The 23667-nt window shown below is 62.8% G+C and carries 20 protein-coding genes; 14 read left to right on the forward strand and 6 right to left on the reverse strand.

Features of this window, described 5'->3' with window-relative positions; all coding sequences use genetic code 11:
• Nucleotides 1-27: 27 nt before the first annotated feature.
• From B5M41_RS03690 to B5M41_RS03700, 3 genes are all read right to left on the reverse strand, one after another.
• Nucleotides 28-1023: a FecR family protein gene (locus tag B5M41_RS03690; protein WP_230639968.1), complete on the reverse strand. Its 996-nt coding sequence runs from the start codon at nucleotides 1021-1023 to the stop codon at nucleotides 28-30.
• Between the two features lie 118 nt (nucleotides 1024-1141).
• Nucleotides 1142-1642 (reverse strand): RNA polymerase sigma factor, encoded by a 501-nt coding sequence (locus B5M41_RS03695; protein ID WP_134652581.1) that lies wholly within the window; start codon nucleotides 1640-1642, stop codon nucleotides 1142-1144.
• Nucleotides 1643-1861: 219 nt separating this feature from the next.
• On the reverse strand, nucleotides 1862-2806 hold the full coding sequence (locus B5M41_RS03700) for a sugar-binding transcriptional regulator (RefSeq protein ID WP_167719459.1): 945 nt from the start codon (nucleotides 2804-2806) through the stop codon (nucleotides 1862-1864).
• A gap of 222 nt (nucleotides 2807-3028) precedes the next feature.
• Between B5M41_RS03700 and B5M41_RS03705 the strand changes: the two genes are divergently transcribed.
• The 9 genes from B5M41_RS03705 (at nucleotide 3029) to B5M41_RS03745 (ending at nucleotide 14591) form a co-directional block, all read left to right on the forward strand.
• Nucleotides 3029-4375 carry a sn-glycerol-1-phosphate dehydrogenase gene (locus B5M41_RS03705; RefSeq protein WP_134652577.1) on the forward strand — a complete coding sequence of 449 codons (1347 nt, stop codon included), beginning with the start codon at nucleotides 3029-3031 and terminating at the stop codon, nucleotides 4373-4375.
• The gene (locus B5M41_RS03710; RefSeq protein WP_134652575.1) at nucleotides 4375-5199 is read left to right on the forward strand and encodes an HAD-IIB family hydrolase; all 825 of its coding nucleotides are present in this window, start codon (nucleotides 4375-4377) and stop codon (nucleotides 5197-5199) included. The genes B5M41_RS03705 and B5M41_RS03710 overlap by 1 nt, the downstream gene beginning before the upstream one ends.
• The gene (gene glpD / locus B5M41_RS03715; protein WP_134652573.1) at nucleotides 5192-6715 is read left to right on the forward strand and encodes a glycerol-3-phosphate dehydrogenase; all 1524 of its coding nucleotides are present in this window, start codon (nucleotides 5192-5194) and stop codon (nucleotides 6713-6715) included. Before B5M41_RS03710 ends, glpD begins: the two co-directional genes overlap by 8 nt.
• Nucleotides 6716-6798: 83 nt before the next feature.
• A complete protein-coding gene (xylB, locus tag B5M41_RS03720) occupies nucleotides 6799-8277 on the forward strand; it encodes a xylulokinase (RefSeq protein WP_134652571.1) in 1479 nt (492 codons plus the stop codon).
• An 82-nt stretch (nucleotides 8278-8359) separates the two neighbouring features.
• On the forward strand, nucleotides 8360-9391 hold the full coding sequence (locus B5M41_RS03725; RefSeq protein ID WP_134652568.1) for a sugar ABC transporter substrate-binding protein: 1032 nt from the start codon (nucleotides 8360-8362) through the stop codon (nucleotides 9389-9391).
• A 68-nt stretch (nucleotides 9392-9459) separates the two neighbouring features.
• The gene (locus B5M41_RS03730; RefSeq protein ID WP_134652566.1) at nucleotides 9460-10980 is read left to right on the forward strand and encodes a sugar ABC transporter ATP-binding protein; all 1521 of its coding nucleotides are present in this window, start codon (nucleotides 9460-9462) and stop codon (nucleotides 10978-10980) included.
• The gene (locus tag B5M41_RS03735; RefSeq protein WP_209020914.1) at nucleotides 10973-11977 is read left to right on the forward strand and encodes an ABC transporter permease; all 1005 of its coding nucleotides are present in this window, start codon (nucleotides 10973-10975) and stop codon (nucleotides 11975-11977) included. Before B5M41_RS03730 ends, B5M41_RS03735 begins: the two co-directional genes overlap by 8 nt.
• Complete coding sequence (locus B5M41_RS03740; protein WP_134652562.1) at nucleotides 11974-12981, forward strand: ABC transporter permease; 1008 nt, start codon at nucleotides 11974-11976, stop codon at nucleotides 12979-12981. The genes B5M41_RS03735 and B5M41_RS03740 overlap by 4 nt, the downstream gene beginning before the upstream one ends.
• Complete coding sequence (locus tag B5M41_RS03745; RefSeq protein WP_134652560.1) at nucleotides 12978-14591, forward strand: FGGY-family carbohydrate kinase; 1614 nt, start codon at nucleotides 12978-12980, stop codon at nucleotides 14589-14591. Before B5M41_RS03740 ends, B5M41_RS03745 begins: the two co-directional genes overlap by 4 nt.
• Before the next feature lie 39 nt (nucleotides 14592-14630).
• Here the strand turns inward: B5M41_RS03745 and lipA are convergent, their stop codons facing one another.
• From lipA to B5M41_RS26990, 3 genes are read right to left on the reverse strand one after another with little or no spacing between them, the layout of a single operon-like run.
• Nucleotides 14631-15599 (reverse strand): lipoyl synthase, encoded by a 969-nt coding sequence (gene lipA / locus B5M41_RS03750; protein ID WP_230639969.1) that lies wholly within the window; start codon nucleotides 15597-15599, stop codon nucleotides 14631-14633.
• A gap of 1 nt (nucleotide 15600) precedes the next feature.
• On the reverse strand, nucleotides 15601-16371 hold the full coding sequence (gene tpiA, locus B5M41_RS03755) for a triose-phosphate isomerase (RefSeq protein ID WP_134653071.1): 771 nt from the start codon (nucleotides 16369-16371) through the stop codon (nucleotides 15601-15603).
• A gap of 10 nt (nucleotides 16372-16381) precedes the next feature.
• The gene (locus B5M41_RS26990; RefSeq protein ID WP_134653069.1) at nucleotides 16382-18115 is read right to left on the reverse strand and encodes a glycerol-3-phosphate dehydrogenase/oxidase; all 1734 of its coding nucleotides are present in this window, start codon (nucleotides 18113-18115) and stop codon (nucleotides 16382-16384) included.
• Nucleotides 18116-18381: 266 nt separating this feature from the next.
• Between B5M41_RS26990 and B5M41_RS03765 the strand changes: the two genes are divergently transcribed.
• From B5M41_RS03765 to B5M41_RS03785, 5 genes are all read left to right on the forward strand, one after another.
• A complete protein-coding gene (locus B5M41_RS03765; protein ID WP_167719514.1) occupies nucleotides 18382-19923 on the forward strand; it encodes an FGGY-family carbohydrate kinase in 1542 nt (513 codons plus the stop codon).
• A 35-nt stretch (nucleotides 19924-19958) separates the two neighbouring features.
• On the forward strand, nucleotides 19959-21041 hold the full coding sequence (locus tag B5M41_RS03770; protein ID WP_134653065.1) for an ABC transporter ATP-binding protein: 1083 nt from the start codon (nucleotides 19959-19961) through the stop codon (nucleotides 21039-21041).
• Between the two features lie 12 nt (nucleotides 21042-21053).
• Nucleotides 21054-22124: an ABC transporter ATP-binding protein gene (locus B5M41_RS03775; RefSeq protein WP_134653063.1), complete on the forward strand. Its 1071-nt coding sequence runs from the start codon at nucleotides 21054-21056 to the stop codon at nucleotides 22122-22124.
• 3 nt (nucleotides 22125-22127) lie between these two features.
• The gene (locus tag B5M41_RS03780) at nucleotides 22128-22991 is read left to right on the forward strand and encodes a carbohydrate ABC transporter permease (protein ID WP_134653061.1); all 864 of its coding nucleotides are present in this window, start codon (nucleotides 22128-22130) and stop codon (nucleotides 22989-22991) included.
• A gap of 70 nt (nucleotides 22992-23061) precedes the next feature.
• Nucleotides 23062-23667 (forward strand): carbohydrate ABC transporter permease (locus B5M41_RS03785; protein WP_230639970.1); only part of this gene is annotated, 606 nt, incomplete at its 3' end.

Consider the following 23667-nt stretch of genomic DNA (forward strand, 5'->3'; position numbering starts at 1 on the left):
TTGATTATTTCAGTCATATTTTTATTATCAGAAGCGGCTGATGAGCCGCGCTATCGGCGAGACGCGTCGCACTTTGCCGCCATAGGGCATCACGAGCGCCTGTAGCGCCTGATCGGGATTGCGAAGGTCGTAGAAGCCTGTCACCCGCCGGCTGGCCAAGGTGCTGTCGGGCAGTGAGATCCAGGCGGGGTGATAGCGGCGGATCTGCTCCACGACGGAGCCGATCGTGGCATCCACCACGAATATCTTCCCGTCGCGCCACGTGGCGATATCGGAAACCGGGATTGTCGCGCGCGACACTTCGCCGGTGGCGCTGTTGGCCGTCAATTGGTCGCCGGGCGCGAGGAATTCCGCCGGCGCATCCCGGCCGACAGATGCCTTGACGGAACCCTCTGCCAGCGCGACGACGGTCAGATCGCCATCGGTCTGGACATCGAATTTCGTGCCGAGAACCGTGACCTCGACGCCGTTGGCGTCGACGGTGAAGGGACGGTTTTTATCCGGTGTGACCTCGAAAAAGGCCTCACCCGCAAGGAGACGCACGGCACGGCGCCCGTTTGCGAAATCCGTCGCAATGGCGCTCGCACCGGAAAGGTGAACGAGGCTGCCGTCTTCCAGTGTAATGGTCCGGCTTTCGGCGGTCTGCGTCCTGTAGTCGGCTTCCATGCGAAGCATGATGGCCGGCCCGACGATGAACGCGAGACAGAGCAAGGCGGCGGCTGCCGCCCCGAACATACCAGCGCGACGTGCCAAGCCTGCGCGGCGCGGATGGTAGGGTCTCGGAGAGGCCGAGGCGTGCGCGGCGTCCTTCCAGCTCTCCTTGAGGACGGGGACGGTTGCGCCGAGGGCCTGCCAGGCGACCTGCAACCGCGACCACGCCTGCCGGTGTTGTTCGGACTGGTCGAGCCAATGCTCGAACCTGTCCCGGCAGAGGTGGTCGCCCGGCTCTTCCTGCAGGGCAATCATCCATCCGGCCGCCTCTTCGGCAATGGCCTGGGGTATGTCCGTTCCTGTATCGCGCATGCCGGTCATCGCCTTCGTCTCGCCTGTACCCGCAGAAGCCGCCCTCGCGAATGTACTCGTCACCTATAAGACGAATAGCTCCGGAGATTTTCTCAGGAACGGATACGATTTCTCTTTCCTAGAGTATCTTTTTCAGCAGCTCGGCCAGCCCGGACTGGATCAGCCGATGGGCGCTCGATGTCGAAACACCAAGATGGCGCGCAATCTCCTCGATGCGGTAGCCGCCGAAACGATGCATTTCGAGCGCCATGCGCTTTTGTGTCGGCATCGTCTCCATGACGGCTTCGACCTGACGAACCCGATCGCACAAGAGAACTTGTTCCTCGGGTGTGTCGTGGTTTTGCGGCAGGCCCCACCAGGGCGTATCGTCGGGATGTCCGCGCGCCTCAAGCCGGCGCCGCCGCCTCGTGTCGAAGGCGAGGTTGCGCACGATGCGGTAGAGGTAGGACTTGAGCCGCGAGGGCTCATCCGCCGCCTCCGGCACGAAGCGCACGAAAGCCTCCTGCACGATATCCTCGGCATCTTCCCGGGAACCGACAATCGGCGTGGCATACCGCACCAGTTCGGCGCGATAGGCCACATAGGCTTCGTTGCGCGTATCCCGTCCCTGACTGCCCATATGCCCGCCAAGCGCCTTCCGTCACGGTCCAGCATGTCTTTTCGCAGGACACCGGCACTCCTGAATTGCCGTTGGTGACTCTGATAGCCATAATAAGCTGAGTTTTGCAATCATGTTATTGGGGCGGCGGGATATCGCAGATACGTCGTTGCAAGCGGTGCGGATACTGCATCTGGCAATGCGGTACTCAAACTGCGCGCGAGGCAAGACCGCTCTGGTCTAGCCGACGCTCAGGTTCGCGCAAACGGCTTTTGCCGTTTCCTGATCGGTTATCAGGATGGTGGCGATGCGGGCCTTCAGCATCCCATGGATCGCATCCACCTTTTCCGGGCCGCCGCCGATACAAAGGCGTTCCGGCACATTCAGGAAATCGTCGAGAGGCATGACGAGATGGCGGTCATCGAAACCTGTGCGGATGATCGCGCCGTCGATGTCGAAAAAGTAGCCTGAGGCGAAGCCGACCGCACCCTTGTCCTGATACTGCCGAAGCAGTTCTTCCGTCATGACGCCGGTATCTTCCAGCAGGGTGGGGCCTGTGATGTGGGTAACGCCGAAGAGCGATTTCGTGCAGTGCCGCAGAAGGTCGAAATGCTGTCCGACGATGGGCTCCTGCATGAGGAGCGACTTCATTTTCGCGTTGGACACGACACCCGGCGCGTGCAGGTTGACACAGCGCGCATTCAGGCGCGCGGCGATGTTGGACGTGCACAATTCCGGGGAGAAGTCGTAGGTTGCTATCGAGCTGCCGGTGACCTGGGCAACTGTGACGCCTGGCATGCTGGTCGGTGAAAGCGCCTTCGACAACGCCATGACCGTGCGCCCCCACGCAACGCCGACGACGTCGTCCTTTTCCAACTTCTGTTCGAAAATCCGTGCCCCGAGCCGCCCGATCTGTTCGGAAAGCGCGGCTCCGCCCGACGATGAGGGCAGGACATAACACTCGGCGAGCTGCCCCTTCTCCTTCAGCTCGACCGATAGGTCGGCGCGCTCGAGACGGGTCGGGTCGATTGTGATCGTGACGATCCCCTCATCGCGCGCTTTCTGAAGCAGGTTGAACACCGAGGAGCGTGATATGCCGAGCTGTGTGGCGATCTCGTCCTGCTTGAGGCCTTCTTCGTAATAAAGCCACGCCACCCACAAGGGCAGATCGGCGCCGAATTGCATGGGCGGCGCTTTTTTTCGGCCAATACGGTCTTGGGGGTGTTCGGATTGCATCTGCGTCGTGGGTCTCCCTTCCTTTCATTTGGCAGCTTTTAGGCTGCAAGTCCAGTTTCCGCCCGCGTTGGGCTGTAACGCGAATGGCAAAATTCAACTAATCATGAAAAATGTTATTGACATTTTGCATCCACAAATGAAAAATGCCATCAACAAGTCTGGGAGGACATGATGTTGCATGCGGCACCCGCCGCCCGACGACCGGTCGGGTGGCAAGACTGGAACACGCTTATTCGCGACGTGAGTGCCGGACGGTGGATCGATCCGGATACCGGCGTCGCCGCCGAGGTTCCCTTCAAGGCCATCTTCATCGAGGAAAGCGTGCGGGGCGGCGAGGCCGACTATGTCGCAAGCGTGATGCCGGCCTCGACCTATGCGGTCGTCGCGGATGCCGATACCTATGACGCGCTCGGCTATGCCGTTGCCCGAAGCCTCGGCGGGCGAGCAACGACCGTGGTGCTCGAGCACCCCCATGCCGACGAAGCCGCGATCCGCGAGCTTCGTGAGAAAACCCGCAACGCCGACGCCGTCATTGCTGTCGGATCGGGCACAATCAACGATCTGTGCAAATACACGACATTTCTGGATGGCAAGGACTACAGCGTTTTCGGCACCGCGCCGTCCATGAACGGCTACACGTCGACGACGGCATCCATCACGCTCGACAACGGGTTGAAGACAACGCTGAACGCACATGCCGCCAAGGGCGTCTTCCTCGATATAGAGGTCAGCGCGAATGCGCCGCAGTACCTGATCGCCGCCGGTTTCGGCGACAGTCTCTGCCGCTCGACGGCGCAGGTGGACTGGTATTTTTCCCATGTCATGCTCAGGACGGCCTATGCCACGTCTCCCTACGTCTTACAGGAAGCGGATGAGAGGGAGATGCTGGCGAGGTCCGCTGGACTGGGCCGTCGTGAGCATGACGCCATAGGCTATCTGCACCGCATCCTGACCCTTGGCGGGATCGGAATCAGCGTGACCGGCATGAGCCATCCGGGCTCAATGGGCGAACACCAGATTTCCCACTGGATCGACAGCTTTGCCGGCGCGCGTCATCCCGGCACGGTGCACGGCCAGCAGGTCGGCGTGTCATCCGTGACGATGGCACGGCTTCAGGAGATCATCCTGGCGAGCGAAAAAGCGCCCCAGATCAGGCCGACCCGTTTTGACGAAGCGGACATCCGGGCGCGCTATCCCGCCGCTGCGGTCGACCATTGCCTTGCTGCATCACGCGCCAAGGTTCTCGATGCCGCCTCCGCGGACAGGTTCAACGCACAACTGGAGGCGCTCTGGCCGCAGTTGCGTCGAACCCTCCAGCAGATGGCGATCCCCTCGGCCACCCTGGCTGCGCATATCCGTGCCGCCGGCGGCGGCGCGACCCCGCAAGAGATCTGCATCGACCGCGATCTCTATCGCGATGCGGTGCGCTATTCGAAGGAGATGCGCAACCGCTATTCCATGCTCGACCTGGCAGCCGATATGGGCGTGCTCGAGCAGTTCATCGAGGAGGAATGCTGATGCGCCCACTCGATGAACTTTCCGATAGCTTGCTGACACAAGTGCAGGTCGTCCTCACCGATATCGATGACACGCTTACCTCCGAAGGCCAGCTTCGCGCCGAACCTTACGCCGCCCTGCAGGCGCTGGCGCGCGCAGGCTTCGCCGTGGTGCCCATCACGGGCCGGCCGGCCGGGTGGTGCGACATGATTGCCCGCTTCTGGCCCGTTGCAGGCGTGGTCGGCGAAAACGGCGCCTTCTATTTTTCCTATGATCGCGAGGCGCGAAAGATGCGCCAGGCCTTCTTCGCCACTGAACAGGAACGTCGCGAAAATCGCCGGAAGCTCGATGCCTTGCGGGACCGGATCCTGCAAGAAGTGCCCGGTACAGGCATCGCCTCCGACCAACTCTACCGCGAGGCCGACCTTGCCATCGATGTTTGCGAGGATGTCGAACCGCTGCCGCAGAGCGAAGTGGAACGCGTACTGGCTCTCTTCAAGGAAGCAGGCGCCGTCGCGAAGCTGTCTTCCATCCACGTCAACGGGTGGTTCGGCAGCTATGACAAGCTGTCAATGACGCGGCGTTTCGCCGCCGATGTGCTCGGAATGGATCTCGACGCCGATAAGGCGCGGTTCATCTTCACCGGCGACAGCCCGAATGACGGCCCGATGTTCTCGTTCTTTCCGAACTCCTGCGGCGTGGCGAACGTGACCGACTTCGCCGGCGGCGAGACTGCGCTGCCGGCATTCGTCGCCTCCGAGCGTGGCGGCGAGGGGTTCGTCCAGATCGCGTCCCGTTTGCTGGCTGTCCGGCCCTCCGAGATCCGCGAGCGCGCCCATGCCTGAGATCTACGACATCGCGATCATTGGCGGCGGCATCAATGGGTGCGGTATCGCCCGCGACGCTGCGGGACGCGGGCTCGATGTCTATCTCTGCGAAAAAGGCGATCTCGGCGGTGCGACGTCGTCCGCGTCCACAAAGCTGCTGCATGGCGGGTTGCGCTATCTCGAGCATTGCGAGTTCAAGCTGGTGCGTGAGGCCTTGCAGGAACGCGAACGGCTTTGGGCGATCGCACCGCATTTCGTTCGCCCGCTGCGCTTCGTGCTGCCCTACATGCCCGGCATGCGGGCGAAATGGCAGCTTCGCCTCGGTCTCTTCATCTACGACCATATCGGCGGGCGCGTGCGTCTCCCCGGGACGACGAACGTTCGGCTGGCCGGGCAGGCGCTCGGTGAAGGACTGGCGTCGTCGCTGAAGTCGGGCTTCGAATATTCCGACTGCTGGGTGGAGGACAACCGTCTCGTTGTCATGAATGCCAAGGCCGCAAGCGAACTGGGCGCGGTGATCGAAACGCACACAGCCATGACGGCGGCGAAGCGCGATGGGGACGGTTGGTCCGTGACGGTCTCGCTCGGCGGACACCAGCGCACGATCCGGGCGCGCACGCTGATCAACGCCGCCGGTCCCTGGGCAAACGACATCGTCTCGCGCACCGCGGGTCGGCCGGCGCGCGGCAAGGTCAGGCTTGTACAGGGATCGCATATCGTCGTGCCGAAACTCTATGCGCACGATCGCTGCTTCATCTTCCAGAATAGCGACAGCCGCATCTTCTTCACCATTCCCTATGAGGGCGATTACACGCTGGTCGGAACCACGGATCGCGATTTTGATGGCGATATCGACCAGTTCTCCGCGACGGAGCAGGAGAAGGCCTATCTCTGCAATGCGGTCAGCCGCTGCTTCGACAGGCCGTTGACGACAGATGACATCGTCTGGAGCTATTCCGGCGTGCGTCCACTTTACGACGATGGCGCGAGTGCTGCCCAGAAAGCGACGCGAGACTATGTGATCGAGGTGGACGAGGAGGCCGGTATCGGCCTGATCTCGATCTTCGGCGGCAAGATCACGACCTATCGCCGGCTGGCCGAGGCTGTGATGGACAGGCTTGAGCCGCTGCTTGCACGGGACAAGGCGAAGGCCGTTGCGGCTCATGCCGGCTGGACGGGCAGGACCGCGCTGCCGGGCGGAGACTTCGCGATCGATGCCTTCGAGGAAGAGCTTGCCGCGCTACGCGCACGATATGCTTTCCTGAATGAAGAGCAGCTGAGGCGGCTTTTCACCTATTACGGAAGCCGGCTTCCCCTCGTGCTGGGCCATGCGAAGAGCCTCTCCGATCTCGGCAGGACCTTCGGCGCCGGCCTGACGGAAGCGGAAGTGAACTATCTCGTGCGGGAGGAGTGGGCGCAGAGCGCCGAGGACATCGTCTTCCGCCGCAGCAAGCTCGGTTTGAAGATGCGTTCGGAAGATATCGCGGCACTCGACCGCTTTCTGGAGGGAAAGCGGCAGTCGCTGGCGGGTTGAGGAGCCCGCCGCGGCCGGGAGAGACGCGCGGAGGAATAAATGGGAAAGCGGGTGCCCGAAAGGCCCGCATGGGAGGAGGAACCATGTATCTCGGTATTGATCTGGGAACGTCGGGCGTGAAGTCCATGCTGATGGATGAGAACCAGGCGCTGGTTGCGGAATCGTCGTCGCGTCCGATAGGCGTGTCGCGGCCTCATCGGGGTTGGTCGGAGCAGCATCCCGAACAATGGTGGGATGCCGTCTGTGAAAGCCTCGACGCGCTTGCGACGAGCCACCCGAAGGCGATGGGTGCCGTCAAAGGCATCGGCCTTTCCGGACAGATGTATGGCGCCACGGTTCTTGACGAGAGCGATACGCCCATCCGCCCGGCCATCTTGTGGAACGACACGCGCACCGAAAAGGAATGCGCCGATCTGGAAGCGCGGGCGCCGGATATCCGTCGTATCGCGGGCCGCAGGCCGACGCCCGGCGTCACCGCGCCCAAGCTTGCCTGGCTGCGCGACCATGAGCCGGACGCCTTCCGCCGCATCCGCACTGTGCTGTTGCCGAAGGACTATCTGCGGCTGAAGCTCTCCGGCGAAAAGGCATCCGACATGGCGGATTCCAGTGGCACGATGTGGCTCGACCTTGCGGCGCGGGACTGGTCAGACACCCTTCTGGCGGCAACCGATCTTGATCGCAGGCAGATGCCCAAGCTGTACGAAGGTATTGATCCGACGGGACATCTACGCGCTGAACTTGCGGAACGTTGGGGAATCTCGTCTCGCCCCGTCATCGCCGGCGGAGGTGGCGACAATGCCTGCGGTGCCTGCGGCACAGGCGTCTTCCGTGACGGGGAGGGCACCGTATCCCTCGGGACATCGGGCGTGCTGTTCCTGGCCACCGGTGAGGTGCGCCCGAGCTACGATCACGCGATCGAAACGCTCTGCCACTCCATGCCCGATGTCTGGCACCAGATGTCGGTGATCCTGTCGGCGACGTCCTGTATCAACTGGCTATCAAAGGTCGTGAAGCGGCCGGCATCCGAGCTTGTCGCTGAACTCGGCACATCGCTCGGCGCGCCCAGCCCGGTTCTCTTCGTGCCCTTTCTGGACGGGTGCTGGTCGCCGCGGGCGGATGTGGAAATCCGCGGCGCGCTGCTTGGCCTGCAGCACTCCTGCGACGACGAGGTCCTCACGCGCGCCGTTCTGCAAGGCGTCGCCTTCGCGCTGCGTGAATGCGCCGACGCGTTCCGTGCTGCCGGCTCTACCATCGGCAGCCTGCTGGCGATCGGCGGCGGGTCTCGTTCCGAGCTCTGGCTGTCGATGATCGCGACGTCCCTCGGTGTGGACCTGCGCGTGCCCGAGGCGAGCGAATTGGGCGCGGCCTACGGCGCGGCGCGGCTCGCGCTGATCGCCGAAAGTGGCGAAAGCCCGGAGAGCGTTCTGACGTCACCGCGCATCAAGCGCGTGATTTCCCCGGTGCAGAACCTCGCGCCGGCCTATGCGGACGCATACGACACCTGGCTTTCGGTGATGCCGGAGGTTCGCCGGGCTTCGGTCGCGCTGGGAAACGCGGCCTGAAATATCGCGTCGCGCCCCGAGGAGGTCGGGTCATGCGCGAATTGTTCCCGAGCCCAGCAGGGTTCGGGTCTGGAGGATGACAATGTCTATCTGGGAGGAGACCAAGGACATGGACAAGTTCAATTTCGATATCTCACGGCGTGCCTTGCTCGGAGGCAGTGCCGCGCTCTTTGCGGCACAATATCTCGCGGCATCGGGTGTCCGTGCCGAGGCCGCCGACCGCAAGTTCGCCGCGGCACTCGGCTGGACGACCTACGACTCCGGGCGCCACCTTCAGGACGGCTTCACCGCCGCCGTCAAGGAACTTGGCGGCACGCTTACCACGACCGATGCCGGCTTCGACGCCAAAACCCAGACGGACCAGATCGACTCGCTGATATCGAGCAAGCCGGAGGCGCTGTTCATCACGCCGGCCGATGCGGTCGCCATCGCACCGGCCGTGCAGCGGGCCATCGCGGCCGGCATTCCGGTGTTCTGCGCCGACAGCGCCGTTCCGGGTGTTGCCGTCAACACGACGTCGATGTCCAACAATTTCGGAATGGGTGCTTATTCCTGCGATTTCATTGCGCGCAAGTTGAACGGTAAGGGCAATATCGCTCGCGTCCTGCTGCCGCAGAACGAAAGCTGGGATCAGCGCACCCTCGGGATGGAATGGACGCTGCGCCGCTATCCCGACATCAAGATCGTCGCCGACTGGGCCTTCGCACTTGCCGGTAACGTCACGCCGCGCCAGGCGGTCGACAACATTCTGACGGCCAATCCGGATATCGACGCGATCTGGTGCGCCTGGGATGGGGCCGCGGTCGAAGGCACACTTGCGGCACGCGCCGCCAACAAGCCCGATCTCATCATCACCGGCATCGACGGTGGCTCGCAGGCCTTCAACTACATTGCCGGTCCCTCTCAACTGAAACTCTCCATGGCGCAGAGCTTCTATGAGATGGCCTATCTGTCGGTGTTCTACGCACACCAGCATCTGGCCGGCCAGAAGACGCCCCGCCTGGTCGTCACGCCGACTTATGCCGTGGAAGAGGCCATGCTGAAGGATGGCATTCCCGACGACTTCGACGTTCCGGGCCGCGCCGACCAGCTTGGCTGGGTCCGCGCCGTCTGACCTGAGCGACGGGCGGTTCGCTACGGCGGGCCGCCCCATCCGACCAAGACAAAGCGAAGGAGTGGGACATGACGGCTCCAGCCTTGCGCGCACGGGCGATTTCCAAACGTTTCGGCCCCGTGAATGCGCTCAGCGAAGTCGATTTCGTTCTCGATACCGGAGAAGTTCACGCCTTGCTCGGGGTCAACGGCGCGGGAAAATCGACCTTCATCAAGATTCTCTCCGGTGTCTACCGCAAGGATGAGGGCTCCATAGAGGTAGGCGGGGAAGCGATCGACTGCCGCGACCCGAAGGAGGCGATCCGGCACGGCATCGCGACCGTCCAGCAGCATCCTGAACTTGTCGCCGATTTCACAGGCTACGAGAACATTTTCCTCGGACGCGAGGCGGCTCGTTCTGGCCTGTTCTCGCGCATCGAGCGCACCGATCTCTCGCGCCGCGCCAACGCGCTTTTGAAACGTTTTCCCGTCGATATCGATCTCTCTAAGACGGTGGCGGAGATGTCTGCTGTCGAACGCGAGATCGTCGCGATCCTGCAGGCACTCGCCGGCGATCACATCCGTGTCCTCATTCTCGATGAGCCCACCTCCACGCTGACGGAAGTCGAGAAAACGGTGCTGTTCCGCCTGCTCGACACGCTGCGCCAGGGCGGCATTTCCGTTCTTTATATCACTCACCGCCTGGAAGAGGTGATGGAGATCGCCGACAGGCTCTCCGTGTTTCGCGGCGGGCGCATGGTGGCGAGCATGCCCGTCGCCGATGTGAAAGCGAAGAACCTTTCACTCGCCGAGCTGATGCTGGGCGAGGCGCTCGACCACGTCTTTCCACCCAGGGCAGAACCTGATGCCATTGGAGAGACGGTCCTGGCGGTGCGTGGCCTGACAGCGGCCGGTGCTTTTTCCAACATCGGCTTCGAGCTCAGGCGCGGAGAAATCCTCGGCATTTTCGGCCTTGTCGGTTCCGGCGCTGACGAACTGGCCAAGGCCTTGTTCGGCGCGATCCCCGTCGAAGGCGGCAGCGTCGTCCTTAAAGGGCACACCATCGCGCCGCGCTCGCCGCGCGAAGCCCTGAAGGCGGGGATCTTCCTCGTGCCGGGGGATCGACGCGTCGAGGGGCTGGCGCTCACGGAAACCTCGATTTTCAACATCACGCTTGCCAATCTCAAGCGCGCCTCAGGTGCCGCCGGTATCCTGAAACGAGCGGGCAATCGCACTGCCAGCGGCGAGTTCGCGACACGCCTTTCGCTTAGTCCGCCGAACCTTTCCATGCCGGTCAGCGGTTTCAGTGGCGGCAACCAGCAGAAGATCGTCGTCGCCAAGGGTCTCTTCGCCGAGGCCGACGTCTACATCTTCGTGGAGCCAACGATCGGCGTCGATATCGGTGCACGCGCAAAGCTTTACGGACTGATGCGCGAGTTGAGCGGCACGGCCGGCGTCATCGTCTTGTCAAGCGATTGCGACGAGGCCCACGGCATCGCCGACCGTACCTTCGCGCTCTACAAGGGCCGCCAGATCGCGCCGCCCGATGGTCTCCAAACCCGCAACCAGTTGCTCATGGCCGGCATCATGGGAGAATTGCATCGTGACTAGAACCTTCACGCTTCCAGCGGGAAGCGGGCGATTTCTTGCTTTCCTGCTTCTCGTCGTCCTCGTTGCGACGGCCTTCACGCTTGCCGAGCCACGCTTCCTTTCGACGCAGAATATGTCTGCCGTCACGCGCCACATGGCGGCGAACGGACTGGCGGCACTCGGCCTGACATTCGTCGTCATTGTCCGGAAATTCGATCTTTCCTTTGCCGGAACTGCCTGTTTCGCCGCAATGACCATCGGCTATCTCATAGCGCTCGGCCAACCACTGTGGATCGCGATCCCGGCCGGTATCGTCGTCGGTGCGGCCATCGGCGCGTTCAACGGTGTCGTCATCAGCTACTTCCGTTTTCCCGACATCGTGACGACCATCGCAACGGGGTCGATCGCCGCAGGCCTCGCCTTCGTCTATTCCAATGGCCGCACGATCTTCCAGAACTTCATGTCGTCGGGCATTCTCGATCTGAACGATGCGCGCGTCTTCGGTTACAGCCTCTCCTTCGTCTTCCTGCTCGGCCTCTACGCCGTCGCGTGGTTTTTCATGCACCGCACGCGTTATGGCGCGTCCTTCTACGCCACGGGCGAGAACCCGGTCGCGGCCTACTACTCCGGGGTGCCGACGAGGCTCTACACTATGCTCGCTTTCGTCGCCTGCGGCGTGACCTGCGTCTTCGCGGTACTGCTCATTCTCGCGGAATCCGGGACTGCCGATACCAATGAAGGCGCCAACCTGCTGATGCCCGCCTATGCCGGCGTTTTTCTGGGCACGGCGCTCTTGGGACGAACATCCGTCCTGGCGACGCTTGCCGGCACGTTCCTCATTACCATGTTGCTCGATGGCTTCTCGCTGCTCGGCATTCCGTTCTATTACAGCGATGGCGTCGTCAGCGCGATCCTGCTGGCCGGCGTGGTGTTCTTCGATGCCCGCCTTCGTGAGTTTCTGAGCGATATCGGCAGCTTTCTCCAGCCTGCATCCGTCAAGAAGGAGAAGCGTTCATGACTGACGTTATCGTCCACCCGTCCGTCGCCCGTCTTGATACACAGAAGCCGAAGAACGGTCTCGTCAGCCGCTACTGGCTTCTCGCGACGCTCGTGTTCATGGTCGCCGTCTTTGCCTTCCTCAGACCGCAACTCGTCGACAGCTCCAACATTGCGACGATCCTGCGTTCCTCGGCTTTGACGGCGATCATGATCCTGGGGCTGACCTGGGTGATCGCGGCCGGCAAGATCGACGTCAGCTTCATGCATGTCGCCGCCCTCGGAAATATGACCACGGCCTATCTGCTTGCCGGCGGTCATGGCTGGCTGGTGGCCGGGTTTGCCGGGGTCTCCGTAGGCGCGATCGCAGGTCTGTTCAACGGCCTGCTCGTTGCGGTCATGCGGCTTCAGCCGCTGATCGTCACCATCGCGACGGGCGGCATCTGCGCCTCCATTGCCGCAGCACTCGGCAAGGGCACGTCCATCCGCATCGCCGATCCAGGTCCGCTTGGCGACTTCATCTTCACCAATATCGGTCCCGTGCCGGTCATCGCGATCGCCGTTGCCGTTCTCTACGCCCTGTCCTGGTATGCCCAGGAGAAGCTGACCTTCGGCCACTATATCTTCGCGACGGCGCAGAGCGAGGCCGCAGTCGATCAGGCGGGGGTCTCGGTTCGCAACCTGCTCATGCTGCTCTTCGTCTTTTCTGGGGTCATGTCGGCGCTGACCGGCGTGCTGCTGGCGGCGAGCCTTTCTTCCGGCCAGCCAATGATCGGGTCGTCCTATTTCATCGACGGCCTGACAGCGGTGCTGCTCGGCGGCATGATGCTCAGGATCGGAAAGCCCAATGTGCTCGGCACGACCACCGCCATCCTTATCCTCGCCGTTCTCGTCAGCGGCAGCGCGCTGCTCGGCTGGGCCGATTACCAACGCCAGATCATCAAAGGCATCCTGCTGCTGATCGGCGTCACAGTCGCCATGCGAGCCGTGAACGGCCGTCAGTCCCAACATCCGGAGGCATCATGACCATGAATGGCAAGGCCTACTTCGTCGGGCTGGACGGTGGCACGGGCGGCGCCCGGGCCATCGTGGTCGACCACGACGGCAACGTCGTTTCGATGGCCACGCACGACTACGAGACCACATTTCCACGTCCGGGCTGGGCCGAGCAGACGCCCGCCGACTGGTGGCGCGCCGCGTGCCTTGCGGTTCGTCAGGCGGTGCGCGAAGCGGGTATACCGGCGGCCTCCGTCAAGGCCATCTCTGCCGACGGCACGTCCAGCACGCTTGTTGCACTCGATGGCAATCTACAGCCGACCATGCCGGCGATCCTGTGGATGGACAGCCGTGCCGCCCAGCAGGCCCGCCGCATGACGCAGACCAACGATGCGGCGCTTCGCCGGTCGCGCCTTGGCGTTAGTTCCGAATGGATGCTGCCGAAAATCCTCTGGATTAAGGAATCAACGCCATCGATCTACGAGCGCTCCCGCTGGTTCGTCGAGATGACCGACTATCTTGCACTGCGCCTCACGGGACGGCTGACACTCGGCCTCAACCACATCACCAACCGCTGGTTCTACGATGGTCGACGCGGTGGCTGGCCCGAGGATTTCTTCACTCGGATCGGCCTTGGAGACATCACGGCACGCTTCCCGGATGAGATCCTTCCGCTCGCCGAACCGATAGGGCCGCTGACCTCCGAGGCCGCTGACCAGTTGGGCCTTTTGCCGGGAACGCTCGTCGTCTGCGGCGGTACGGATGCCTATGTCGCGATGGTGGGCCTTGACGTCTGCCGCCCCGGCCGCACGGCCTTCATCACCGGGTCCTCGCATCTTGTCCTGCCGATGACGGACCGGGATGTGGAGGTGCCGGGCATCTTCGGGCCGCATCCCGATTGCGTGGTGCCCGGCCTGTTCGTCATGGAAGGCGGGCAGGTCTCTTCGGGGTCCATCGTGCGATGGTGGCATGATCATATCGGCCGGCTTGGCCAGGGGGGCGGGGACACTTACGGCGACATGCTTCGCCAGGCGGAAAGCATGCCGATCGGCGCCGATGGCCTTGTGGCGCTCGATTTCTGGCAGGGCAACCGCAATCCCTATATCGATTACGAACTTCAGGGCGCGCTATGGGGGCTGACGCTGAAGCACACGCCCGCCCACATGCTGCGCGCATTGATCGAGTCCGTCGCCTATGGCACGGAAAACATTCTGCGCACGTTGCGGGCGCATGCGATTTCCATCGAAACGATGGTGATCTGCGGCGGTGCCACCCGAACGCCGTTCCTCACCCAGATGCATGCCGATGTCTGCGGCATTCCGATTGCCGTTCCCAAGGTGTTGGATGCGACGGCCTTCGGCTCCGCGATCAATGCGGCGGTCGGCGCCGGTTTCTATGGCTCGCTGCCCGAGGCATCGGGGCATATGGTGAAAGAAAGCCATGTCGTGGAACCCGACATGCGCCGCAACGATGCCTATGGCGAGGTGTTCGAGTTCTACCGCGAAACCCACGAGGCCATGTCGCCACTCATGCACCGCATGGCGCGGCGTGGACAGGAAACGCTAAGGAGCGGCAAGACGGTCGATCTTGCTTTGCCCGATACCGCGCCGCGCATGGCCATGGCGCAACCTGCCGAATGAAAAATGGCCCGTCTGTGCAAGACGGGCTCCTTCAGCTCGTCAACCGAGCAGCTTCTTCTCCCGCGCCGCCTTCAGCCTTGCGAAATCGTCGCCGGCATGGTGCGAGGAGCGGGTGAGCGGGCTCGACGATACCATCAGGAAGCCCTTGGAATAGGCCACCGTCTCGTAGGACTTGAACTCGTCGGGCGTCACGAAGCGGTCCACCTTGTGGTGCTTGCGGGTCGGCTGGAGATACTGGCCGATGGTCAGGAAGTCGACATCGGCCGTGCGCAGGTCGTCCATCAGCTGGAGCACTTCGTTGCGCTCCTCGCCGAGACCCACCATGATGCCCGACTTGGTGAACATGGTCGGATCCAGCTCCTTCACGCGCTGCAGAAGCCGCACGGAGTGGAAGTAGCGCGCGCCCGGGCGCACCGTCAGGTAATTGCCCGGCACGGTCTCCATATTGTGGTTGAAAACGTCAGGCTTGGCGGCGACGACGCGCTCCAGCGCGCCCGGCTTCTTCAGGAAATCGGGCGTGAGGATTTCGATCGTCGTCAGCGGCGACGCCGCGCGAATGGCCCAGATCACCTTCTCGAAGTGCTCCGCGCCGCCATCGTCCAGATCGTCGCGGTCGACGGAGGTGATGACGACATGCGACAGGCCCATCTGCCTGACGGCCTTGGCGACGTTTTCCGGCTCGGCCATGTCGAGCGCGTTCGGCTTGCCGGTCGCGACATTGCAGAAGGCGCAGGCGCGGGTGCAGATCTCACCCATGATCATGAAGGTGGCGTGCTTCTTGTCCCAGCATTCCCCGATATTCGGGCAGCCGGCCTCCTCGCACACCGTCACCAGCTTGTGGGAGCGCACCAGCTCGCGCGTCTCCTGGTAGCCCTTGGAGACCGGCGCCTTGACGCGGATCCATTCCGGCTTGCGCAGCACTTCCGTGTCCGGCTTGTGGGCCTTTTCCGGATGGCGCACGCGCGGTGCGCCGGGATCGGGATTGGTGCGGTCGAGAATGGTGACCATGTCAGGCCTCTGCCAGAGCGGGAAAGGCACGGGCAATCGACAGGAAGTCCTCCGCCTTCAGGCTTGCGCCGCCGACCAGCGCGCCATCCACATGATCGATCCCCATCAGCTCGTGCGCGTTGGCGCCCTTAACGGACCCGCCATAGAGCAGGCGCATCCCCGCACACTCGGAGCCGAACCGCGCGCTCAACTGATCACGCATGAAGCGATGCACTTCGGCGACATCCTTAACGGTGGGCGTGAGGCCGGTGCCGATGGCCCATACCGGCTCATACGCGACGACGACGTTTCGTGGCGTCGCGCTGTCCGGCACGGATTTCAGGAGTTGCCGCTCGATGACTGCAAGCGTCTTACCCTGCGCCTTCTCTGCGCCCGTTTCGCCGATGCAGACGATGGCGGTCAGGCCAGAGGCGATGGCCGCCCGTGCCTTGCGGCAAACGAGATCATCCGTTTCAGCATGATCCGCCCGCCGCTCGGAGTGGCCGACAATGACGAAGCGCGCACCGCAATCGGCAAGCATATCAGCGGAGACATCGCCGGTATGCGCGCCGGCCTGGCCGGTATGGCAATCCTGACCGCCGATCTGGATCCGGGTTGCCTTTGCTGCGGAGGCGGCTCGGTGGACAAGCGTTGCCGGAGCGCAGAGCAAAGTGTCGAAGACATCAGGCAGGTGCGCGATTCCCGCGGCGATTGCTTCAAGGGTCGCGAGTGCGCTGGCCGTGCCGTTCATTTTCCAGTTGCCGGCGAGGAGGGGTCTGATGGCGGGTGTCATGCGGGTATCCCTAGGATGCGTTGGAACGGAGAGCGGAGGGCACGGGCGGCAATTCCACGCGATACCGTTCGTCGAGCGCCGCTACCGTCGCGGCGATTTCCGCCTCGCGGCGCTGCCTGTCCCAGCCGAGCGCATCTGCGGCGATGCGCGCGATGGCATCGAGGCTCGCCCGTGTGATGGCGTTCTCAAACGGCATGAGTGTTCTGCGCAGCACGATATCGGAGAGTCGGGTGACGCGCTCCTCGGCCACGATCCAGCGGATTTCGCCTGCGCGGTAGCGGGAAGCCTCGTCCACCGTCTCGCCGCCATCGGCCGCAACATGACGCGCGACATCGTCGGCCTGGCTGCCGTACCGCTCGACGAGGACTGTGCAAGCGGCCTCGTCGAGGTCGTGGCGGGCCATGAGCCTGCGAATGAAGGTCAGGCGCTTCTGGGCGTCGTTGTCGAGCCCCGCGCTTCCGCCGATCGGAACATCCAGCGTGCTGCACTGGCGGTTCAGGCCAAGGCGTGCCAGAACGGTATCGGCGATCTGCTCTGCGCAGGCGCGATAGGTGGTCCACTTGCCGCCGACGAGCGCCAATACCGGGAAGCGCCGATTGCCATCCGGTTCGAAATCCCGAAGGAAGTGATCGCGGCTGATCGCGCCGGTCGTTCCTTCACCGCTATAGGGAAGCGGACGAACCCCGGCATAGGTGAAGACGATTTCTTCGCGCCGTGCGGCTGTGCCGGGCATGACCTGTTCCAGCACATCGAAGAGATAGTCGATCTCCTCGTCCGAGCAACGTACCGTATCGGGGTCGCGTGTACGAATGTCGGTGGTGCCGAGCAGGACGTGCCCCGCGTCGAGCGCATAGACGAGGCAGGCGCGGAAATCCCGAGTTTCGAAGTAGAGCATGCCGTCGCCCAGCTGGCGGGCGATGTCAGGCCGGTGCAGGACGATATGTGAACCACGCGTGCCGCCTATCAGTTGCCCGTCGATGCCGAGTTTGCGATTTGCCTCGTCCGCCCAGGGGCCGGCACAGTTGATCACGAGGCGTGGCCGCAGTGCAATCTCCTCCGCGCTGACCTCGTCGCGCAGGATGACCTGATCGCCGTCCGAACCAGCCAGTGCCATATAAGGCACGGCGATGGATGCGGGGCAGTCCCGTTCGGCGTCCTTGATGAGCTCCAGCGCGAGGCGTTCCGGGTGGGTCAGCCGTGCGTCATAATATTCGGCCACCGCCTTGATCCGCTGCGAAAGGCCGGGCATCCGGGTCCGTAGTTCGCCGCGCGAAACGATGCGATGGCCGGGCATCGCGCTCGTGGCCCGCCCAAAGCGATCGAAAAACACCAGCCCCAGCTTTACCACCGCAATTCCCTTGGCGCCCGGCGTTTTCTTCAGCTTGAGGAAACGCAGGCCTGCAGAAAACAGCCCGCCGAACCAGCTGAAGGCCGGAACCCATACGGGCAGGGGTTTGACGAGATGGTGGGCATTGCGAACCAGATGATTGCGCTCGATGACGGATTCGCGCACCAGCGCAAACTCGCCCGTCTCAAGATAGCGGAGCCCGCCATGGATGAGCCGCGACGGCGCCGCGCTGGTGCCGGAGGCGAAGTCACCCTTGTCCACCAGTACGACAGGCACGCCTTGCAGTGACAGGTCGCGGAAGAGCCCGATCCCGTTGATGCCGCCGCCGACAATAAGGACCGGTTGTGCGGCTGTGGCAGCCCTTAACGCGGCGATTGCTTCTGTTCTGTTTCGCACGAAAGCCCCTCTTGACCGTCATCCTCAGAAGATGGGGCTGCTATAATGGCATTTTATTACTTTTGAAAGGCACCATGCTTCGGTCGCGAACCGACATGTAAAAAATATCATGCAATATCAGTTATTTATTTCTGTAAAAAATTTCCTTACGAATTCGATTGACAATTCAGGCCCGTCCAATAGCCTAGCTCACGAGGAACAAAGCCGATGAGACCGAATGGTCCATGTGCCGGGTGGAGACGGCGCGTCGGCGAGGAGGAGAAACCATGCGGGAACGCCTGATCGGCATCGACGCCGGTGGCACCATGACCAAGGTCGTGTTGTTCGACGTCAAGGGAAACGAACTCGCCTGCGAGCGTCGCCCCAATATCATGCTTTTGCCCCAAGAGGGCTGGACCGAGCGGGACGCCGACGTCATGTGGCGCGCGACCTGCGAGTGCCTGCGCGTGCTACTTGAAAAGACCGGAACCAACCCCGCGGACATCATTGCGGTCACGCCGTCAGGCTATGGTGGCGGTGCGTATTTCGTCGACGCGGAAGGTAATGCGGTCGCCAACGGGCTGGTCTCCACCGATACGCGCTCCATACCGCTTATCGAGCGCTGGAAACGCTCCGGACTTGCCGCCGAAGTCTCGCGGCATATCGAGCAGCAAGTCTGGCCGGGCCAGACGTTTCCCATCATGGCCTGGTTCCAGGAGAATGCGCCGGAGGTGATGCGGCGTGCCAGATATATGCTGCCCTGCAAGGATTTCCTGCGCATGCGGCTTTGCGGCGATATCTCGACGGACCCTACGGACGGCGGCTGTGCCGGCATCATCAACGTAACAAAATCCGATATTTCCCGGGAGGCCTTCGAGGCCGCCGGCATGCAGGGGGGGCTCGAAAAGCTGCCGCCGGTTCGGCCTTCCGTCGAGGTGGTGGGTCATATTCCGGCATCCGTTGCCGCCCTGACCGGGCTTCGCGAAGGAACGCCCGTCGTGCGCGGCGTGTATGATGTCGTCGGTTGTGCGCTGGCGTCCGGTGCCGTCAGTCCACGCCAGCTCGCAGCGGTTGCCGGCACGTTCAGCATCCATTCGACGGTCCATCGCAAGCCCTCACTTAACCCGCTGCCGACCATCCAGACGCCCTATCCGGTCGACGGACAGGTGCTGGCTACCACGGCGACGCCGACGTCGGCCAGCAATCTCGAATGGCTATGCAAGACCATGCTGTCTGCAGAAGCGCAGCGCGCGGTGCTGGAAGGACGCAGCATCTATGATGTGTGCAATGAACTCGTCGCTGGCGCCATTGACCGAACCAACGGCATCCTGTTCTTCCCGTTCCTTTATGACGGCCCGCGCGGTGCGCCGGGCGGCTTCCTCGGGCTTCGTGCCGGTGTGCAGCTTCCCGATATCGTGCGCGCGGTCTACGAGGGCGTGGTCTTCGCCCACCGCTACGACATGACCTACCTGCTGACAGGACCGGATGCAGCCAACCCCGAGGTTATCAGGCTCGCGGGTGGCCCCACGCGCAGTCGTGTCTGGGCGCAAATGTTTGCCGATGGCCTCGGCCTGCCTGTCGAAATCGCCAATGGCAGTGAATTCGGCGCCAAGGGCGGTGCGATTTGCGCTGCCGTGGCGACCGGCGTCTATCCGGATGTGGCAACCGCGATCTCGAACATGGTCCATGTCGAGCAGCGGCTCGAGCCGGATGGCGCACGCGCAGCCGTGCTCAGCCAGAAATACAAGACCTATCTCACGGCCATCGACATGGTGGCGGATCTCTGGTCGGCCGGCAGCGGCGACCAGGCGCTTGCCTGCGCAAGCTGAGCGCATCGCCCAACCGCATTGAAGAGGACTGAACCGTGCTTGAATTGCGCCATGTGGAAAAGACCGTGGGCCGGGATACGCATGTCCATGCGACATCGCTTGCCTTGGAGCGAGGCTCGCTGAACGTGCTGCTGGGCCCGACCTTGTCGGGCAAGACGTCGCTGATGCGGCTGATGGCGGGGCTCGACACGCCGACGGCGGGCTCGGTGTGGTTCGACGGCAAGGACGTCACGGGCGTGCGCGTGCAGGACCGCGGCGTCGCCATGGTCTACCAGCAGTTCATCAACTATCCGGCACTGACCGTGTACGAGAACATCGCCTCGCCGATGCGCATCAAGGGCGCCGACAAGGCGACCGTCGACCGCGAGGTGCGCAAGGCGGCCGAACTGCTGAAGCTCACACCCTATCTCGACCGCACGCCGCTCAACCTGTCGGGCGGCCAGCAGCAGCGCACGGCGCTGGCGCGCGCCATCGTCAAGAATGCCAGCCTTGTTCTGCTCGACGAGCCGCTCGCCAATCTCGACTACAAGCTGCGCGAGGAACTGCGCCTGGAACTGCCGAAGATTTTTGCCGCCTCCGGCGCGATCTTCGTCTATGCGACGACGGAGCCTTCGGAAGCGCTGCTTCTGGGCGGCAACACCGCCACCCTGTCGGAGGGCCGCATCACGCAGTTCGGCCGGACCATCGACGTCTATCGCCGGCCGAACGATCTCCTGACGGCCCGCACCTTTGCCGACCCACCGCTGAACGCCATGGATGTCGTCAAGCGGAATGGTCAGTTCACCGCCGGCGACCGGTCCTTGCTGATAGTGCCGCAGCACCTGTCCCAGTTGGCAGATGGTCCCTGCACCATCGCGTTCCATCCGCACCACCTCTCCCTTACCAGCCAGGCGCCGGGTTCTGCACCGCTTCAGGCGCGCACGGCCATCTCGGAAATCGCGGGGTCGGAGAGCTTCGTCCATATCGAATTCGAGGGTAGTCGCTGGGTCATGCTCTCACCGGGCATCCACGATATCGAGCCGGATACGCTGATCACCGTCCATGTCGATACGCGCCACCTGATGGCCTTCGGGATGGATGGCAGGGCGCTCGGCGCGCCGGTCGCGATGGCGGCATAGGGGGAAGAGTTCATGGCACGCATCACACTCGATCACATACGCCATGCCTATGGAATCCGCCCCTCCGCGCCGAACGACTATGCGCTGCGTGAGGTCAATCACGAATGGAGCGACGGCGGCGCCTATGCGCTGCTCGGGCCCTCCGGCTGCGGCAAGACCACGCTGCTCAACATCATCTCGGGGCTCTTGCAGCCCTCCGAAGGCCGCATCCTGTTCGATGGCGAGGATGTGACGGACCTTCCGCCCGAAGCCCGAAACATCGCGCAGGTCTTTCAGTTCCCGGTCATCTACGACACCATGACCGTCTACGACAATCTCGCCTTCCCGCTGCGCAACCGTGGCGTTGCCGAGGCTGCCGTGAAGCGTCGGGTCGAGGAAATCCTCGAGATGACGGGGCTCGCTGACCGGGCAAACCGCAAGGCGCGCGGCCTCACGGCCGACCAGAAGCAGAAGATCTCGCTTGGCCGCGGCCTCGTGCGCAACGATGTGAACGCGATCCTCTTCGATGAGCCGCTGACGGTCATCGACCCGCACATGAAGTGGCAGCTGCGTTCGCAGCTCAAGAAGCTGCATCGCCAGTTCGGTTTCACCATGGTTTATGTCACCCACGATCAGACGGAGGCGCTGACCTTCGCCGACAAGGTCGTCGTCATGTACGATGGCCAGATCGTACAGATCGGCACGCCGGCCGAGCTCTTCGAGACACCACGCCACACCTTTGTCGGCTACTTTATCGGCTCGCCCGGCATGAATGTCCTGCCGATGCAGATCGATGGTGCGACTGCCGTGATCGGCGGCGAGCGTGTCGATCTCGGCTTCGCTCCGCCCGCCAAGGCCACCGCAAAGATGGAATTCGGCATTCGCCCGGAATTCGTACGCATTGGGCGAGAGGGTCATCCCGTTCGTATCGATAAGGTCGAGGATATCGGCAGGCACAAGATCGTGCGGGCAACCTTTGCCGGCCAGTCCGTTGCGGCGGTGATGCCGGAGGAGGACGAGGTTCCGGCGGACGCCCGCATCGCCTTCGATCCCAAAGCCATCAACATCTATGCCGACAGCTGGCGCGTCGAAAGGGGAGCCTGAGCCATGGATAAGACCTGGAACAACAAGGCCTGGTTCATGGTGCTGCCGGTGCTGCTGCTGGTCGCCTTCTCGGCGGTGATCCCGCTGATGACGGTCGTGAACTATTCCGTTCAGGATACGTTCGGCAACAACCAGTTCTTCTGGGCGGGGACCGACTGGTTCACGCAGGTGTTGGATTCCGCCCGCTTCTGGGATTCGCTCGTCCGCAACCTTGCCTTCTCTGCGGTCATTCTGGCTATCCAGATCCCGCTGGGCATTTTCATCGCGCTCAACATGCCGCGTCACGGGCTCGGGGTGCCGGTCTGCCTGATCTTCATGGCGCTGCCGCTCCTCATTCCTTGGAATGTCGTAGGAACGATCTGGCAATTGCTGTGCCGTGCCGATATCGGCCTCGTCGGATGGGGACTGACCCAGCTCGGATTTCCCTTCGCCTATGCCGCCGACCCGGTCGATGCCTGGGTGACGATCGTCGTCATGGATGTCTGGCATTGGACGAGCCTTGTTGTGCTTCTTTGTTATGCCGGCCTCGTGTCTATCCCGGAAGCCTATTACCAGGCCGCCAAGATCGACGGTGCGTCGCGCCTCGCTGTCTTCCGTTACATCCAGCTGCCGAAGATGAAGCGCGTTCTACTGATCGCCATCCTGCTGCGCTTCATGGACAGTTTCATGATCTATACCGAGCCCTTTGTCGTGACGGGCGGTGGCCCCGGTTCATCGACGACCTTCCTGTCGATCGATCTCGTCAAGATGGCCGTCGGTCAGTTCGATCTCGGTCCGGCAGCCGCCATGTCGATCGTCTACTTCCTGATCGTGCTGCTGCTTTCCTGGATCTTCTACACGGTCATGACACAGGGAGATCAGGCGTGACCCTGATCTTATCGATCCCAGTTTTCAGCCTGAACCACGCCTGTTCCGCGAACTTCGAAAGGACGATGCGATGAGCCTCAACACCTCGACGGCGGCCCTCGATGTGGGGCATGCCCAAAGCCGTCCGGCAACGAGCCTCGTGCTCGGCCGCCGCAAGAGCAAAGCCGGCCTCTCCTGGCTTGTCCCCACCCTTTACATCGTGTTTCTGCTTTTGCCGATCTACTGGCTGGTGAACATGAGCTTCAAGACGAACACGGAGATCATGACGTCGGTTTCGTTGTGGCCGGCGAACCCGACGCTCAGGAACTATGCGGTGATCTTCACCGATCCGGCGTGGTATTCGGGTTATATCAACTCGATCATCTACGTTGTGCTCAACACGGTGATTTCGGTTTCGGTGGCGCTGCCGGCGGCCTATGCGTTCTCGCGCTACCGGTTTTTGGGCGACAAGCACCTGTTCTTCTGGCTGCTCACCAACCGCATGGCGCCGCCGGCGGTGTTTGCGCTGCCGTTCTTCCAGCTCTATTCCGCCTTCGGCCTGATCGACACCCATATCGCGGTGGCGATCGCGCATTGCCTGTTCAACGTGCCGCTGGCGGTGTGGATCCTGGAAGGCTTCATGTCGGGCGTGCCCAAGGAGATCGACGAGACCGCCTATATCGACGGCTATTCGTTC

The organism is Shinella sumterensis (assembly GCF_004514425.2).
Taxonomy (GTDB): Bacteria; Pseudomonadota; Alphaproteobacteria; order Rhizobiales; family Rhizobiaceae; genus Shinella; species Shinella sumterensis.